Annotated in this window: 19 protein-coding genes; 15 read left to right on the top strand and 4 right to left on the bottom strand. The window is 37.1% G+C overall.

Annotation, left to right across the window (positions count from 1 at the left end):
* A complete protein-coding gene (locus tag APB85_RS06085; RefSeq protein WP_057482447.1) occupies window positions 1–900 on the bottom strand; it encodes an AraC family transcriptional regulator in 900 nt (299 codons plus the stop codon).
* A 201-nt stretch (window positions 901–1,101) separates the two neighbouring features.
* Between APB85_RS06085 and hemA the strand changes: the two genes are divergently transcribed.
* From hemA to APB85_RS06005, 15 genes are all read left to right on the top strand, one after another.
* A complete protein-coding gene (hemA, locus tag APB85_RS06075) occupies window positions 1,102–2,358 on the top strand; it encodes a glutamyl-tRNA reductase (protein ID WP_057482445.1) in 1,257 nt (418 codons plus the stop codon).
* Window positions 2,355–3,275, top strand: a complete 921-nt coding sequence (gene hemC / locus APB85_RS06070; RefSeq protein ID WP_057482444.1) for a hydroxymethylbilane synthase — start codon at window positions 2,355–2,357, stop codon at window positions 3,273–3,275. The genes hemA and hemC overlap by 4 nt, the downstream gene beginning before the upstream one ends.
* Before the next feature lie 21 nt (window positions 3,276–3,296).
* On the top strand, window positions 3,297–3,959 hold the full coding sequence (locus tag APB85_RS06065; protein WP_057482443.1) for a uroporphyrinogen-III synthase: 663 nt from the start codon (window positions 3,297–3,299) through the stop codon (window positions 3,957–3,959).
* A 77-nt stretch (window positions 3,960–4,036) separates the two neighbouring features.
* Window positions 4,037–5,065 carry a uroporphyrinogen decarboxylase gene (gene hemE / locus APB85_RS06060; protein ID WP_057482442.1) on the top strand — a complete coding sequence of 343 codons (1,029 nt, stop codon included), beginning with the start codon at window positions 4,037–4,039 and terminating at the stop codon, window positions 5,063–5,065.
* Between the two features lie 26 nt (window positions 5,066–5,091).
* Entirely contained in the window at window positions 5,092–5,550 is a 459-nt protein-coding gene (locus APB85_RS06055; protein ID WP_103294425.1) for a DUF6973 domain-containing protein, read from the top strand.
* A gap of 2 nt (window positions 5,551–5,552) precedes the next feature.
* Complete coding sequence (hemF, locus tag APB85_RS06050; protein WP_057482440.1) at window positions 5,553–6,455, top strand: oxygen-dependent coproporphyrinogen oxidase; 903 nt, start codon at window positions 5,553–5,555, stop codon at window positions 6,453–6,455.
* Window positions 6,456–6,495: 40 nt separating this feature from the next.
* Complete coding sequence (locus APB85_RS06045) at window positions 6,496–6,846, top strand: four helix bundle protein (RefSeq protein ID WP_057482439.1); 351 nt, start codon at window positions 6,496–6,498, stop codon at window positions 6,844–6,846.
* Window positions 6,847–6,892: 46 nt separating this feature from the next.
* Window positions 6,893–7,882, top strand: a complete 990-nt coding sequence (gene hemB / locus APB85_RS06040) for a porphobilinogen synthase (RefSeq protein ID WP_057482438.1) — start codon at window positions 6,893–6,895, stop codon at window positions 7,880–7,882.
* 72 nt (window positions 7,883–7,954) lie between these two features.
* Window positions 7,955–8,290, top strand: a complete 336-nt coding sequence (locus APB85_RS06035; protein WP_146256358.1) for a hypothetical protein — start codon at window positions 7,955–7,957, stop codon at window positions 8,288–8,290.
* Window positions 8,291–8,386: 96 nt separating this feature from the next.
* Entirely contained in the window at window positions 8,387–8,860 is a 474-nt protein-coding gene (locus APB85_RS06030) for a hypothetical protein (RefSeq protein WP_057482436.1), read from the top strand.
* Between the two features lie 132 nt (window positions 8,861–8,992).
* Window positions 8,993–10,120 (top strand): CNNM domain-containing protein, encoded by a 1,128-nt coding sequence (locus APB85_RS06025; protein ID WP_057482719.1) that lies wholly within the window; start codon window positions 8,993–8,995, stop codon window positions 10,118–10,120.
* Window positions 10,056–10,547, top strand: coding sequence for a methylated-DNA--[protein]-cysteine S-methyltransferase (locus tag APB85_RS06020; RefSeq protein WP_057482435.1), 492 nt, complete (start codon window positions 10,056–10,058; stop codon window positions 10,545–10,547). Before APB85_RS06025 ends, APB85_RS06020 begins: the two co-directional genes overlap by 65 nt.
* Window positions 10,548–10,560: 13 nt before the next feature.
* Window positions 10,561–11,715, top strand: coding sequence for a serine hydrolase domain-containing protein (locus tag APB85_RS06015; RefSeq protein WP_057482434.1), 1,155 nt, complete (start codon window positions 10,561–10,563; stop codon window positions 11,713–11,715).
* The gene (locus APB85_RS06010; protein WP_057482433.1) at window positions 11,699–12,412 is read left to right on the top strand and encodes a 3'-5' exonuclease; all 714 of its coding nucleotides are present in this window, start codon (window positions 11,699–11,701) and stop codon (window positions 12,410–12,412) included. The genes APB85_RS06015 and APB85_RS06010 overlap by 17 nt, the downstream gene beginning before the upstream one ends.
* A 111-nt stretch (window positions 12,413–12,523) precedes the next feature.
* The gene (locus tag APB85_RS06005; RefSeq protein ID WP_057482432.1) at window positions 12,524–12,889 is read left to right on the top strand and encodes a DUF6616 family protein; all 366 of its coding nucleotides are present in this window, start codon (window positions 12,524–12,526) and stop codon (window positions 12,887–12,889) included.
* A 56-nt stretch (window positions 12,890–12,945) separates the two neighbouring features.
* Here the strand turns inward: APB85_RS06005 and APB85_RS06000 are convergent, their stop codons facing one another.
* The 3 genes from APB85_RS06000 to APB85_RS05990 all read right to left on the bottom strand — a co-directional run bounded on the left by APB85_RS06000 (window position 12,946) and on the right by APB85_RS05990 (window position 14,863).
* A complete protein-coding gene (locus APB85_RS06000) occupies window positions 12,946–13,599 on the bottom strand; it encodes a CoA transferase subunit B (RefSeq protein WP_057482431.1) in 654 nt (217 codons plus the stop codon).
* A gap of 45 nt (window positions 13,600–13,644) precedes the next feature.
* Entirely contained in the window at window positions 13,645–13,998 is a 354-nt protein-coding gene (locus APB85_RS05995) for a four helix bundle protein (protein ID WP_057482430.1), read from the bottom strand.
* 163 nt (window positions 13,999–14,161) lie between these two features.
* Window positions 14,162–14,863, bottom strand: a complete 702-nt coding sequence (locus APB85_RS05990) for a CoA transferase subunit A (protein ID WP_057482429.1) — start codon at window positions 14,861–14,863, stop codon at window positions 14,162–14,164.
* Window positions 14,864–14,919 lie beyond the last annotated feature (56 nt).

The raw sequence follows: 14,919 nt of genomic DNA, 5'->3' as shown, positions 1-14,919 counted from the left end.
TTAAACGTTTGGATTTAAAGACATGATATATTTCTTTGGCGTAGTACCAAATTTCTTTTTAAAAGCCGCAATAAAATGACTGGAAGTACTGTAGCCTACCTTCAACCCAACTTCGTTTACATTATAATCGCCACTATCCAGAAGTTTTCTTGCGAATTCCATTTTATAGTCAAATAAAAAGCTATACACCGAATCGCCATAAATTTGTTTAAAACCTTCTTTTAGTTTTTTCAGGCTTAATCCAATCTCATCAGATAATTCCTGTAGCGAAGGTGGCTCAGCCATTCGGGAAATCACGATATCTTTAGCTTTTCTAATCTTTATAATGTTTTCTTCGTCACTAAGAAAAGGGCATTGCTCTACATCTGGATCTTCTGTTCTATTAAAATACAAACTAAGCAGCTCATAAGCCTTACCCTTTAAATAAAGATTTTTAATGCTTTGGGTAAGACTAAAATTCATTACCTGATTTAGCACTATCGCCATAGAAGGCGAAATGGGAGCATCTTTATAGTATTTTTTATCTTTATTATCGGCACTTAAAAAAGTGATGTATCCGGCTTCCTGTGAAAACAGTGAATGGAATTTTTTAATAGAAATCACCAGGGAAATTAACCAGGAATTCGGTTCTAAAACTAAGTTAAGCGGAAGATCCTGTTGTGGGTTATATAGTAATAATGAACTTTCTTCGTTAAGCGGAAGCTCGTAATTGCTATTATTAAACAGAAACTTACAGTTTCCCTTTAAATTGAAATGAAACTGGATAAAACTACTATCTATATCGCGAATAATTTTTTGATTATCAGAAGTTTCGTTTTGAAACTTTAAAAGATAAAAACCATCTTCAACTTTTAATTCTTCCGTAAATCCTTGAGCGTTATTTTTATCTTCTAAAATCATATTTTTAATTTTTAGACTATTTAGAATTGTTCTAAACTATTACCTCCAAATCGACTATCACTACTACAAATGTAAGCAAATACCATTTTTTGAAGATATAAAAAACCTAAAATAACTGAAAGCGATACAAAAAGTACTTTGAGCGTTACTTTTTGATTTAGCATTAGCTTAATTTTGCGACCGAATAGCCTAAATAGGTACATGGAAGATTATCACATCGCAAGCGGAAAACATTTTTACACAATAGGCCTTAGCTACAAAAAGGCTGATGCAGAGATAAGAGGACATTTTAGCTTAGACGAAGAAGCAAAGAAACGTTTACTTCAGCAAGCTAGTGCCGAAGGGATTGAAGCTATCCTGGTAACATCTACCTGCAACCGCACCGAAATTTACGGATTTGCACAACATCCATTTCAACTTATTAAACTGCTATGTGAACATACACACGGCACCGTAGAAGAGTTCGAGAAAGTAGCTTATGTTCATAAGAGCAAACAGGCTATTTCTCATATGTTTAGAGTTGGCACCGGGCTGGATAGCCAGATTTTGGGAGATTTCGAAATTATTAGTCAGTTAAAAGTTGCCTTTACCCGTTCCAAAAAGCTTGGTCTTGTCAATGCCTTTTTAGAAAGACTTGTAAACGCGGTAATCCAGGCTAGTAAGCGCATTAAAAATGAAACCGAAATTTCTACAGGGGCGACTTCAGTTTCTTTCGCTTCTGTACAATACATTTTGCAAAATGTACCCAATGTTTCTGATAAGAATATTTTACTATTCGGAACAGGAAAAATAGGTAGAAATACCTGCGAAAACCTTATAAAGCATACACATAACGAGCATATTACCCTTATTAACCGTACCAAAGATAAAGCGGAAAAAATTGCAGGGAAATTCAACCTTATCGTTAAAGATTACGCCGATTTACAGGCAGAAATAAGAAATACCGATATCCTAATTGTGGCTACAGGGGCGCAAAACCCTACTATTTCTAAAGAACTGATCTATTCTAATAAAGATCTACTGGTTTTAGACCTTTCTATTCCAAAGAATGTTTCAGAAGATGTAGCGCAATTACTGAATGTAAAACTGGTTCATCTGGATCAGCTTTCAAAAATTACCGATGAGAACCTAGAACGCAGAAAGCAGTTTATTCCTGAAGCCGAAGTAATTATTAAAGAGGTGGAAACCGATTTTAATAAATGGCTGGAAACCCGAAAATTCGCGCCTACCATAAAAGCTTTAAAGAAAAAGCTTAGAAGTATGAAAGATGCCGAGTTAGATTTTCAGCGCAAGAAAATTTCAGATTTCAACGATGAACAAGCTGAAATAGTTAGTGACAGGATCATTCAAAAAATAATGAAGCATTTCGCTAATCATTTAAAAGGAGATTCCGAAACCACCGATGAAAGCCTGGAACTAATCCAGAAAGTATTTCAGCTAGAAGAACAGGCCAAATGAACAAAGTAATTCGCATTGGCACCAGAGATAGCGAACTCGCGCTTTGGCAAGCAAAAACAGTGCAAAATGCATTGGAAAAGGCCGGCCATAAAACCGAACTAGTTCCTGTTAAATCCACGGGAGACCTTAATCTAGACCAGCCACTTTACGAAATGGGCATCACCGGGATTTTCACCAAAACCCTGGATGTCGCCATGATAAAAGGCGAGATTGACATCGCTGTACATTCTATGAAAGATGTACCTACAGCACTACCCAAGGGCATTGTTGAAGCTGCGGTTCTAAAACGAGCTAATACTAAAGATATTCTTATTCATAAAGGCCTTGATTTCTTAGAAAGTGAAGGCATTATTGCCACGGGAAGTCTTAGAAGAAAAGCGCAATGGCTTAATAAGCACCCTAATCATAAGGTGGTAGATTTACGTGGAAACGTAAATACGCGAATGAAAAAATTAGACGATAACGACTGGAACGGAGCTATTTTCGCAGCTGCCGGCCTGGAGCGCATCGCTCTAAAACCAGATAATTTCACAGATCTTAATTGGATGATTCCAGCCCCGGCACAAGGCGCAATGCTTGTGGTGGCCATGGAAGAAGACGAATTTACCCGCAAAGCACTTGCTTTATTAAACCATAGAGAATCTGAAATTACCGTGCATATTGAACGCGAATTCTTAAAGGTTTTAGAAGGTGGTTGTACCGCCCCAATCGGTGCTTTAGCCACTATAGATAAAGATTTGGTTTACTTTGAAGGCGCATTATTTAGCCTGGATGGGAAAGAAAAAATTGGGGTAGAAAAAACAGTTTCCATACACGATATTGAGAATCTTGGAAGGCGTTGTGCTGAAGAAATTCTTAATAATGGCGGTGCAAAATTGATGCAGCAAATTAAAGCTGAAATAAATACCGAAGGCTGATTCTCATTTAAATAACTATGAATGAAGAGCATTCTCTCTACCAAAAAACTCAGTAACTCCCAGAAACAATTGTTTCTCAATTCGGGATTAAGCCTGGTAGAATATAATGCGATTGTAACCGAAACTACCAATTTTAAACTTCCTTCAGAAAAAATTGAAAACGCCATTTTCACCAGTAAAAATGCAGTGAATGCCGTTTTAGAAAAAGTTCAACTTAAAAATTGTTTTTGTGTTGGAGAAAAAACCGGGGAGCTTTTAAGTGACAATGGATTTCATATTCAGGAAATAGCAGATTATGGCAAAGATCTAGCCGAAATTATTACCAAAAAATATGCTGCTGAAGAATTTACTTTTTTCTGCGGAAATAAAAGAAGGGATGAACTTCCTGAGATTTTGCAAAAAGAAAATGTTCAGTTTAACGAAATTGAAGTTTATAAAACAAGCTTGAATCAGCAGTCCTTTCCGCAGGAATTTGAAGGGATTTTATTTTTTAGCCCCAGTGCGGTGCAGAGTTTTACAGCCAAAAATCAGTTAAAAGACACTACGGCTTTTTGCATAGGAAACACTACGGCTGCAGAAGCGCAAAAACATACAAATAACATAATAATTGCTACCAAACCGACCATTGAAAATGTGATTGTGCAGGTAGTAAAATACTTCGGAGCAAGCTCACGAAGCATTTAATATTTATAAATATAATTTGATTTCGAGTCAAGCCTCGAAACATTTAATCTCGATTATCGAGTAAAATATTCTAAAAAATGATAAAAAACGATCTATTTCTAAAAGCTTTAAAAGGAGAAACGGTAGAACGCCCACCGGTTTGGATGATGAGACAGGCAGGCCGTTACCTTCCAGATTTTATGAAGCTTAAAGAAAAATACGACTTTTTCACACGCTGTAGAACCCCGGAATTAGCAACCGAAATCACCGTGATGCCCATTCATCAAATAGGAACCGATGCTGCTATTTTATTTAGTGACATTTTAGTGATCCCTCAGGCGATGAATATCGAGGTAGAAATGAAACCCGGTGTTGGCCCGTGGTTGCCAAATCCTATTCGTACCGCTAAAGATGTAAACAATGTAATTGTTCCAGATATCGAGGAAACTTTAGGTTACGTGATGGACGCCATTAAAATGACCAAACAGGAATTAAATAACGAAGTTCCACTAATTGGTTTTGCCGGCTCTCCATGGACAATTCTATGCTACGCCGTGCAAGGGCAGGGTTCTAAGAATTTTGATAAAGCGAAGAAATTCTGCTTTACTAATCCGGTGGCTGCCCACCAATTATTACAAAAAATCACCGATACAACTATCGCTTATCTTAAAGCAAAAGTTGCTGCCGGAGTTGATGCAGTACAAATTTTTGATTCCTGGGGAGGAATGTTAAGTCCTGTAGATTACCAGGAATTTTCCTGGAAATATATTCAGCAGATCATTGATGCTTTAAAAGATGAAATTCCAGTTATCGCCTTTGGAAAAGGATGCTGGTTTGCACTTCACGAAATGGCAAATTCGGGAGCTTCAGCTTTAGGAGTAGACTGGACGCTTAGCGCCAGGAACGCTCGCTATTTAAGTGGCGGCAAAATTACCTTACAGGGTAATTTTGATCCTTCAAGATTATATTCTCCTCCAGCAGAGATCAAAAGAATGGTAACCCAAATGATTAATGAATTTGGAAAGGATAGTTATATCGTAAACCTGGGACACGGTATTTTACCCGATATTCCAGTTGAAAACGCAAAAGCTTTTGTAGATGCGGTAAAAGAATACAAAGCTAATTAGTGGCAGTCTGGGCGCGGATTAAAAACATGAACTTTAAGGAACTGCTTGCGGTCTCTAAAGTTTTTATAATTAAACCGCGCTATATTTTACCAACCTACCGGGCAACGATTGAGACCATTAGAATTTGTGACGATCTTTATAAAAAAGAACATCATAAAAATGGAAAAGAAAATGCCTTTAGACACGCCCTCTGGAATTATTTAATTTGCCAGAAATGTTTTAAAATTTCCAGATCGGTTGAAGCTGCCAGAGTTTGGAGCGACCATTTTACAGGTTTACACGAAAAACTTTCTCCAAATAAAAAACTGGCCAAAGCTATGGATTTACACAACAACCGGTTTGGGCAGGCTTTATTTAAAGGAAATGACGTTCCAACTGAGGAAATTATTCTTCTGTTTCAGGAAAAAATGAAAGTGGCTATTAAGGTTTCCAAAGTGGAAGAAATAGAAAAAACGAAAGATAAACTGGTTTATATTGAAGATTGAAAATGAGAGCGGAATTTTATAAATATATTGAAGATTTACAGGATCGCATTTGCGAAAAACTGGAAGAGATAGACGGCACAGCCAAATTTCAACAGGACCTTTGGGAACGTGAAGAAGGTGGTGGAGGCAGAACCCGGGTTATAGAAAACGGTGCTGTTTTTGAAAAAGGCGGCGTAAATATTTCGGCAGTACACGGGCCTTTAGCTCCGGCAATGCAACAATATTTTAAAGTTGGCGATGTAGATTTTTTTGCCTGCGGACTCAGTTTGGTGATCCATCCTAAAAACCCAATGGTACCCACAGTTCACGCTAATTGGCGTTATTTTGAAATGTATGATAAAGAAGGAAATGTTTTAGACCAGTGGTTTGGCGGCGGGCAGGATCTTACGCCTTATTACCTTTTTGAAGAGGATGCCGAACATTTTCATAAGGTTTCAAAAGAAGCTTGCGATAAACACTCCCCGGAGTTTTACCCGGAATACAAGAAAAAATGTGATGAGTACTTCTGGAATTCCCACCGAAACGAAGCCCGTGGAATTGGAGGATTGTTCTTTGATTATTTAAAAGCTTCCGAAGAAAAAAGTATTGAAGACTGGTACAATTTTGTAACCGAAGTTGGTGATAGCTTCCTGGAAGCTTATGCACCTATTGTTGAAAAACGTAAAAAGTTATCATATTCTGAGGCAAACCGAAACTGGCAGGAAATAAGGCGTGGCCGGTATGTGGAATTCAATTTGGTACACGATAAAGGCACGCTTTTCGGTTTAAAAACCAACGGAAGAATAGAAAGTATTTTAATGAGTTTGCCTCCTCATGTGCAATGGGTTTATGACCACCATCCAGAACCCGGCAGTGAAGAAGAGAAAATATTGAAGGTTTTGGAAAAACCGAAATCTTGGGTTTAATAGCTGTTAGCCTTTAGCTTTTAGCATTAAGCAGGGAAGTATGAGAAACTATAAAAATTATTCAGTTTGGGAAAAAGCACATAAACTCACGCTTGATGTTTATCAAATAGTAGCCAATTATCCTCAAGAAGAACTTTATAGTTTGGTTAGCCAAATGAAACGTTCTTCCAGTTCTATTCCCACAAATATTGCTGAAGGCTGTGGAAGGAAAAGCGACAAAGATTTTGCAAGATTTCTCTACATTGCATTTGGTTCAGCCAATGAATTAGAATACCAAATTCTATTAAGTATTGATCTTTATTTTATAACAGAAGCAGAAAGCAAACCATTGTTGCTTCAAGTAGAAGAGATTAAAAAAATGCTGAACTCTTTAATTCAAAAATTAAATTAAACGCCAACAGCTAATTGCTTATAGCTATTGGCTTAAAGCTAAATAAATGTATCCATTAAGAAGAAATAGAAGATTAAGAACCAGCGAGGCGATGAGAAGCCTGGTTAGGGAAAACGCAATAACTCCGAACGATTTTATCGCGCCACTTTTCGTGGTAGAAGGAAAGAACAAAAAGGAAGAGATCGCTTCTATGCCTAATTATTTTAGGTTTAGCCTTGACTTGCTGGAAAAGGAAGTTAAAGAACTTTGGAGTCTAGGAATAAAATCGGTTTTGCTTTTTGTAAAAGTGCCTGATAACTTAAAAGACAATGCGGGAACGGAAGCTTTAAATGCTGACGGACTAATGCAACGCGCTATTAAATCAGTAAAAGATTCAGTTCCGGAAATGCTGGTCATGACCGATGTTGCCCTGGATCCTTATTCTGCTTATGGACACGATGGAGTTATTGCCGATGGAAAAGTAATCAACGACGATACTACTGCTATTTTAGCTGAAATGGGACTTTCTCACGCTAAAGCAGGTGCTGATGTTCTAGCTCCAAGCGATATGATGGACGGCCGAATTTTTGAAATGCGCAGTCTTTTGGAAGATGAAGGTTTTCACGAAACCGGCATTATGAGTTACAGCGCAAAATATGCTTCAGCATTTTATGGACCATTCAGGGATGCACTGGATTCTGCACCTGTTGATGCCGAAAATATTCCGAAAGATAAAAAAACCTACCAGATGGATCCTTCAAACCGCGAAGAGGCGGTTAAAGAAACCCTTATGGATATTGAGGAAGGTGCCGATATTGTGATGGTAAAACCAGGCTTGTGCTATTTAGATATTGTTCGTGATATTAGAAATGCAGTAGATGTTCCAGTTGCGGTTTACCAGGTTAGCGGCGAATATGCAATGATTAAAGCTGCAGCCGAAAAAGGTTGGTTAGACCACGATGCTGTGGTTTTAGAACAATTAACCGCCATAAAACGAGCCGGTGCTTCTATGATTGCCAGCTATTTCGCTAAAGATGCGGTGAAATTGATTTCCTAATTTTATAACTAAAATTTAGCGATAACCAATCAGGTTTTTATATACATTTACAGGGTGAAAAACCAGAAAAATTTGAAAGCTTTATATGCGCTATTTGCCATATTGTTTATGTCCTTTTCAGGGCAGGGCTTCGCTTTTTCTGGTTTTTCTGCTCATAATCTTGATTCCCGTAATTACGATTATCTGCAGGCCGATCAAAATAAACAGGCGGTACTATTTTCTGAAGTTATCTCTTCTGAAAATACTATTTCAGAAGAAAATCTGTCTATTTTTTCAGGGAATTCAGCTCCTACTTTTACTTCAAAAGAACCCTTACTGCTTCCAGTTGAGAAAAAATCTTTTTTCAACTATATAGACCAAAGACAGTTAATACTTCAACAAATATATCCTTTCCATTTTTTCTGGTGAATTGCTTGATTTCCGAAGAACTTAAGGTTTTTCGCAATTCATATTTAGCTCAAAAAAAAGAGCAAACAAATTAAAATTCACCTAAATATTATTAAAATGGATACCGTATCTACACTAATTGGCCTTGGCCTTTTAGCCGTTTTTATGCTGCCAATATTATACCTGATTTGGCAACAGAACAACAAAGAAAAAAACAGGCTTAAGAACCTTAAAAAAATAAGTGCTGAAAATAACTTAACAACCGATACCGTTGAGATTTCGGCCAATTTATTGCTGGGGTTAGACAGTAAAGCAAATAAGCTGCTCATTATAGAACCTGCCAATAATATGCAACACCGGGTTTTAGATCTCACTAGAATAAAGAATAGTAAAGTAAATTCTCATCCTTTCCCAGAGAATCATAAATTAATTAAAAGTGTTAGTTTGGATCTTATTGAAAATAGTAAGAACCAAAAACCTACTGAAATTATCTTTTACGATGAAGATGATAATGAGAATAATAACGCATCAGAAAGGTTAGTAGCAGCCCAGAAATGGCAAAGGATAATTAGTGCAAAACTCTCAGCTTAAGGCTTAATCAGCCACTCTTATTCAGCCTCGATTTTAATCTATCGGGGCTGTTTTTTATGTTTTATCATTTCTTTGCATCTGTTTGCAGGAATTATCTTTAAATTAGTATTTCAAACAAGCCTAAAAACCAATATGGGATTACTAATTTTATTTGCTGTTCTTTCCATTTTCTTTTCTTTTATGTGTTCAATTTTGGAAGCAGCTTTATTGAGCGTAACCCCTTCTTATATCAAAATAAAAAATAAGGAAGGAAAAGCATATGCCAAGACCCTGGCAAATTTTAAACAAGATATAGACAAACCACTAATTGCAATATTAACGGTAAACACCATTTCGCATACCGTTGGAGCAATTTTAGTAGGTGTACAGGCCGAAAAAATCTATGGCGATGGCGGTAATGCTGTTGGTATAGTTTCCGCAGTTATGACGGTGGCTATTCTTATTCTTTCAGAAATAATCCCAAAAACCATAGGCGCAACTTACTGGCAGGCTTTAGGAAATTTCACTGCTAAAGCACTTAAAATAATGATTTTCCCGCTTAGGTATACCGGTATACTTTGGTTGATGATGCTCACTACAAAACTAATAGGGAAATCGGCTCACGTTTCTTCTATGAACCGCGAAGAATTTGCTGCAATTACCGATGCTGCCGAAGAAGAAGGCGTTTTTGACGAAAGTGAAACCACGGTTATTAAAAACCTACTTGTATTTAAATCGGTTAAGGCAAAAGATGTAATGACGCCATATTCTGTGGCGATTATTGAAAATGAAGATACCAGCATAGAAGAATTTCACCGAACTCATAAAAATCTTAAGTTTTCCAGGATTCCCGTTTATAAAAACCAAACCAACAATGTTACCGGTTTTATTTTAAAAGATGATGTGTTGGAGGAAATGATAGACGATAAAGGTGCTGAACCTTTGAGCACACTAAAAAGAGATATTTTTATGAGTGCTGAGGACACTCCAATCCCCGAACTTTTTGAGAATTTTGTTCAAAAAAGAGGGCATATTTCCATGATCGTAGACGAATTTGGAAATACCGTTGGCCTGGTAACCATGGAAGATATTATTGAAACTTTGTTGGGGCTTGAAATAATGGACGAAAGCGATAGTATTGAAGATATGCAAATGCTGGCCCGCCAAAATTGGGAAAAAAGAGCTAAACGCCTTGGGTTAATTCAAAGGAGAGACAATGAAGAAAACGAAGACGAAAAATCAGATATTTCTGAAAACTCCACTGGGAACAGCCAGAATTAGCGGAGATCAAGAGGGGGTTTCGGCCATCCATATTCTGGATGAAAAAATCCCAACTTCAACAGAAATTCCCGATTTTCTTCAGTCGGCGTTTCAACAATTAAACGATTATTTTAACGGAGAACTGGAAGAATTCAGTTTAAAATTAAATCCGCAAGGAACTGCTTTTCAGCAAAAAGTTTGGAAAGCACTTAACGAAATTCCTTTCGGAAAAACCTGTAGCTACCTCGATCTTTCCAGGAAATTAGGTGATGAAAAAGCAATAAGGGCAGTAGCTTCAGCCAATGGAAAAAACCCACTTTGGGTGGTAGTTCCCTGCCATCGTGTAATTGGCAGTGACGGTTCCCTAACCGGTTATGCCGGTGGATTGCAGCGAAAACAATGGCTTTTAAACCACGAAAACAATACTTCACAACTTTCAATGTTCTAAAAACCTCAGCCCTATGACTAGATTTTTAAAGATTCTTGGCTCGGTAATACTCGTCCTTTCTATCGCCATCGTTATTCTGATTATTTTTGATTTCGGTTATATTTTCCGCGGAATTCAAGCCACTTATTTTCAAGGTCACAACACTGCTTTTATAGATGATTATCCACATTTTGAAAACAGGCTGATTGAGGCAGGAACTGAACCTAATAAATGGCCAGGACATTCCAATTACAACTCTGTTGAATCAACTCAAGATCTAGCCCAATTAAACAAAGAGCTGGAAACTGCTGCATTTTTAATTATTAAAAATGACAGTATTTGGTTTGAGAAATATTACCAGGAATATGGCCCCGACTCTAAAACAAACTCCTTTTCTATGGCCAAAAGTATTGTTTCGGCATTATTGGGAAGCGCTATTAAAGATGGATATATTAAAAGTCTGGAGCAACCTGTTTCCGATTTTTTCCCACAGTTTGAATCTGATCTAAAAGTTGGAGACCTGGCTTCTATGTCTTCTGGCCTAAACTGGAATGAGAATTATTATAACCCCTTCGGGATGACTGCAAGGGCTTATTTTGATGAAAATATTCGGGAATTAGTATTACGTCTAAAAGTAACCGGAACTCCCGGAGAGCGCTTTAAATACCTTAGTGGCAATACTATTTTACTCGGTATGGTTATAGAAAAAGCCACAGGGGAGAATCTTTCAGATTATTTAAGTCAGAATTTATGGAAACCCATGAATATGCAGCACGATGCCCTTTGGCAACTAGATAGCAAAGAAAGCGGGATGGAGAAGGCCTATTGTTGCATAGCGTCTAACGCAAGGGATTTTGCACGGTTTGGGAAACTTTATAAAAACAATGGACAATGGAATGGCAAACAGCTATTGAGCCCCGAATTTGTTAAGCAATCTACTCAGCCAAGGTTTAAAGACAGTCCGCAATATGGATACGGATTTTGGTTAAGCGATTATAAAGACAAAGATATTTTCTATATGCGTGGTATTCACGGTCAATATGTTATCGTTATTCCCGAAGACGATCTAATTATTGTAAGATTGGGGGAAAACCTGATTAAAAAAGATAAAGACGAAGAGCACGCGCCCGATTTCTATAAGTATATTGATGAGACTTATAAAATGCTAAACGATGTTGCAAACAATTAGGCTAGAGCATATTCTCTTTCTCGATATTGAAACCGTGCCTGAATTCGAAAGTTTCAATGATCTCTCTGAAGAAAAGAAGTCACTCTGGGAAGAAAAAACCCAATACCAGCGCAAAGACGAATTTACTGCAGAACAGTTTTATGACCGTGCCGGAATTTGGGCAGAGTTTGGTAAGATTGTTTGTATCTCGGTTGGTTTTTTCAGCTTTAAAAATGGCGAGAGAACTTTTAGACTAACCACTTTTAAAGATGAAGAAAGAACTCTACTCCAACAGTTTTCAGAATTATTAAAAGAACATTTTTCAAAACCTCAGCATTTACTTTGCGCTCACAACGGCAAGGAATTCGATTTTCCCTTCATTGCACGCAGAATGCTAATTCATAATCTTTCACTACCTCTAAAACTAAACTTGTTTGGAAAAAAGCCCTGGGAAGTACCACATTTGGACACTTTGGAGTTATGGAAATTTGGAGATTACAAACATTTTACATCTTTAAAATTATTGACAAACGTGTTAAAAATTCCTTCTCCTAAAGATGATATTTCAGGTAGTGACGTAAGAAATGTTTTCTACCTTGATAAAGATCTGGATCGTATTGTTAGCTACTGTGAAAAAGATGTACTTGCCATTGCACAGGTTATTTTAAAACTACGCCAGGAAAAACTATTAGAAGCATCAGAAGTGGTTAGCGTATAAGCCTTTAAAATTTATGAGTCTTATCATATCTTTAATCATTTTAACCTGAGCTAAAGAATTATCCACCAAATAATTACTAACTTTAGAATATAACCGATAAATTTTGTTGTTATGTATTTGTATATTGAAATGTGGAATGTTACCCATCAATGGATAAAACTTAGCGTTGAAGAACGTCGCCAGGTTTTCACAAATATGGAAGAACGCATTAAAGAGATGAAATCTCGAGGTGTAGAAAATATGGGCTGGGCTCGTAACGATGAGCACACTCCTTACCGTAGTGATTATAGATATATAACGGTTTGGAAAATGCCTTCTAAAGAAGAAGTGAAAATGCTTGAAGATAATTTAGATCGGGTTGGCTGGTATAAATACTTTTCGCAGGCTAATTCGAGAGGAGAAATAATTGATCGCGATGAGGCTATTGATTTTCTTATCAACATTAAGGAAACTTCCACCTCGTTTTTAGATATCTAAATTATTAAATAGTAAGTACTTTGAGACTCTAAATGTAGAGTCTCAAAGTACTTATATTATATATCCATTTCAGGAATTTCGCCTTCTACAAGCAATTTTCCTTCAGTAGCTTTTTGAATTTCTTCTACACTTACTCCGGGAGCTCTTTCCAGCAGTTTAAAACCGTCTTTAGTAACTTCAATAACCGCAAGGTTAGTTACAATTTTAGTCACACAAGCCACGCCGGTTAAAGGCAGGGAACATTTTTTAAGCAGTTTAGAATCACCTGCTTTGTTGGTATGCATCATAGCTACGATAATATTTTCGGCACTAGCCACAAGATCCATGGCGCCGCCCATACCTTTCACCATTTTCCCCGGAATTTTCCAGTTGGCGATATCACCGTTTTCTGCAACTTCCATAGCTCCTAAAATGGTTAGGTCTACGTGCTGACCGCGAATCATCCCGAAGCTCATTGCTGAATCAAAGAAACTAGCACCGGGAAGTGCAGTTATAGTTTGCTTTCCAGCATTAATAAGATCGGCATCTTCTTCTCCTTCCAATGGAAATGGTCCCATTCCCAGGATTCCGTTTTCACTCTGAAATTCTACTTCTATATCATCGCGTACAAAATTGGCTACGAGGGTAGGAATTCCAATTCCCAAATTCACATAATACCCATCTTTCACCTCTTTGGCAATACGTTTTGCTATTCCTTCTTTGTCTAACATAATTCAATTTGAAAATTTGATTATTTGCTGATTTGAAAATTCTGTTTACCGTCTTTTAGACGAACTTATAATCTTTGAAGTTATCCTTGTAATAGAGGTCAATTCTGAAAAAAGTTCTTCATCTGGGTCTGGAAGATGTTTTGATGCTTTGCAAAGTTTTAACCAATAATTAGTTTCATCAGCTTCTTTAGCTGATATTTTAAACTTATGAATAAAATCAGCATTGCTTACAGCATTTTGGGCCTCCCAAACATTTGCTCCAATTGAAGTACCACTTTTAAAAAGTTGAGAACACATTTCATATTTATGGTTTGATCTCAATTTTTCCGAATAATCGATAATCTTTAGCGCAAAATCAAAAGTTTTGCTTACTATAATATTATCTTTATCATTCCTCATAACCAAAGTGCAATTAATTCATTTAACCTTCGATTTTTACTAAGCTATGGCAATTTTGTAAAAACGTTTAATCAATAAATCATCTTCAAATTATCACATTTTCAAATCTTCAAATCATAGTCTATTTAATATTGGTTCTTTGTTCAATGGTCACTTTTAACCATTAACTCACTTTTCGAACTGTTCTCTTCTCAATCCGTTTTTCGTAATTTTTTCCTTCAAAAATGCGCTGCACAAATATTCCCGGAATATGAATCTGGTTTGGATCCAGTTCTCCCGGTTCTACAAGTTCCTCCACCTCAGCCACAGTCACTTTAGCGGCACCGCACATTAGCGGATTAAAATTACGGGCGGTTCCTTTAAAAATAAGGTTTCCGGCTTTATCGCCTTTCCAGGCTTTTACAAATGCAAAATCGGCTTTGAAAGCTTTTTCTAATACGTACATTTTGCCATCAAACTCACGGGTTTCCTTAAACTGGGAAACTTCGGTACCGTAACCGGCAGGTGTGTATATTGCCGGATACCCTTGTTGAGCAGCCTGGCAACGCGCAGCTAATGTTCCCTGCGGAATAAGTTCTACGTCCAGCTCTTCGCTAAGCATTTGGCGCTCAAACTCGTCGTTTTCTCCCACATAGGAAGAAACCATTTTATCTATTTGTTTCTTTTGAAGTAAAAGTCCGAGGCCAAAATCGTCTACCCCGGCGTTATTGGAAATGCAGGTAAGATTCTTTACATTAAGACGAACTAATTCTGAAATGGCATTTTCTGGAATACCGCTAAGGCCAAAACCTCCCAGCATAAACGTCATACCATCTTCTACGCCCTGCAAAGCATCCTTTACATTCGCTACAGTTTTTCTAATCATCGGTATTTAATTTTACCGAAAAATACGAAAATAAAAATGCTGTTACAATGCTTTTA

This window comes from Salegentibacter mishustinae, assembly GCF_002900095.1.
Taxonomy (GTDB): Bacteria; Bacteroidota; Bacteroidia; order Flavobacteriales; family Flavobacteriaceae; genus Salegentibacter; species Salegentibacter mishustinae.
The sequence above is the reverse complement of the archived record's forward strand: the minus strand, read 5'-3'. Positions and strand labels throughout refer to the sequence as shown.

Coding starts and splice junctions, on each gene's coding strand:
- APB85_RS06085 (WP_057482447.1), bottom strand. CDS start 900: ATGATTTTAGAAGATAAAAATAACGCTCAAGGATTTACGGAAGAATTA.
- hemA (WP_057482445.1), top strand. CDS start 1,102: ATGGAAGATTATCACATCGCAAGCGGAAAACATTTTTACACAATAGGC.
- hemC (WP_057482444.1), top strand. CDS start 2,355: ATGAACAAAGTAATTCGCATTGGCACCAGAGATAGCGAACTCGCGCTT.
- APB85_RS06065 (WP_057482443.1), top strand. CDS start 3,297: ATGAAGAGCATTCTCTCTACCAAAAAACTCAGTAACTCCCAGAAACAA.
- hemE (WP_057482442.1), top strand. CDS start 4,037: ATGATAAAAAACGATCTATTTCTAAAAGCTTTAAAAGGAGAAACGGTA.
- APB85_RS06055 (WP_103294425.1), top strand. CDS start 5,092: ATGAACTTTAAGGAACTGCTTGCGGTCTCTAAAGTTTTTATAATTAAA.
- hemF (WP_057482440.1), top strand. CDS start 5,553: ATGAGAGCGGAATTTTATAAATATATTGAAGATTTACAGGATCGCATT.
- APB85_RS06045 (WP_057482439.1), top strand. CDS start 6,496: ATGAGAAACTATAAAAATTATTCAGTTTGGGAAAAAGCACATAAACTC.
- hemB (WP_057482438.1), top strand. CDS start 6,893: ATGTATCCATTAAGAAGAAATAGAAGATTAAGAACCAGCGAGGCGATG.
- APB85_RS06030 (WP_057482436.1), top strand. CDS start 8,387: ATGGATACCGTATCTACACTAATTGGCCTTGGCCTTTTAGCCGTTTTT.
- APB85_RS06025 (WP_057482719.1), top strand. CDS start 8,993: ATGGGATTACTAATTTTATTTGCTGTTCTTTCCATTTTCTTTTCTTTT.
- APB85_RS06020 (WP_057482435.1), top strand. CDS start 10,056: ATGAAGAAAACGAAGACGAAAAATCAGATATTTCTGAAAACTCCACTG.
- APB85_RS06015 (WP_057482434.1), top strand. CDS start 10,561: ATGACTAGATTTTTAAAGATTCTTGGCTCGGTAATACTCGTCCTTTCT.
- APB85_RS06010 (WP_057482433.1), top strand. CDS start 11,699: ATGTTGCAAACAATTAGGCTAGAGCATATTCTCTTTCTCGATATTGAA.
- APB85_RS06005 (WP_057482432.1), top strand. CDS start 12,524: ATGTATTTGTATATTGAAATGTGGAATGTTACCCATCAATGGATAAAA.
- APB85_RS06000 (WP_057482431.1), bottom strand. CDS start 13,599: ATGTTAGACAAAGAAGGAATAGCAAAACGTATTGCCAAAGAGGTGAAA.
- APB85_RS05995 (WP_057482430.1), bottom strand. CDS start 13,998: ATGAGGAATGATAAAGATAATATTATAGTAAGCAAAACTTTTGATTTT.
- APB85_RS05990 (WP_057482429.1), bottom strand. CDS start 14,863: ATGATTAGAAAAACTGTAGCGAATGTAAAGGATGCTTTGCAGGGCGTA.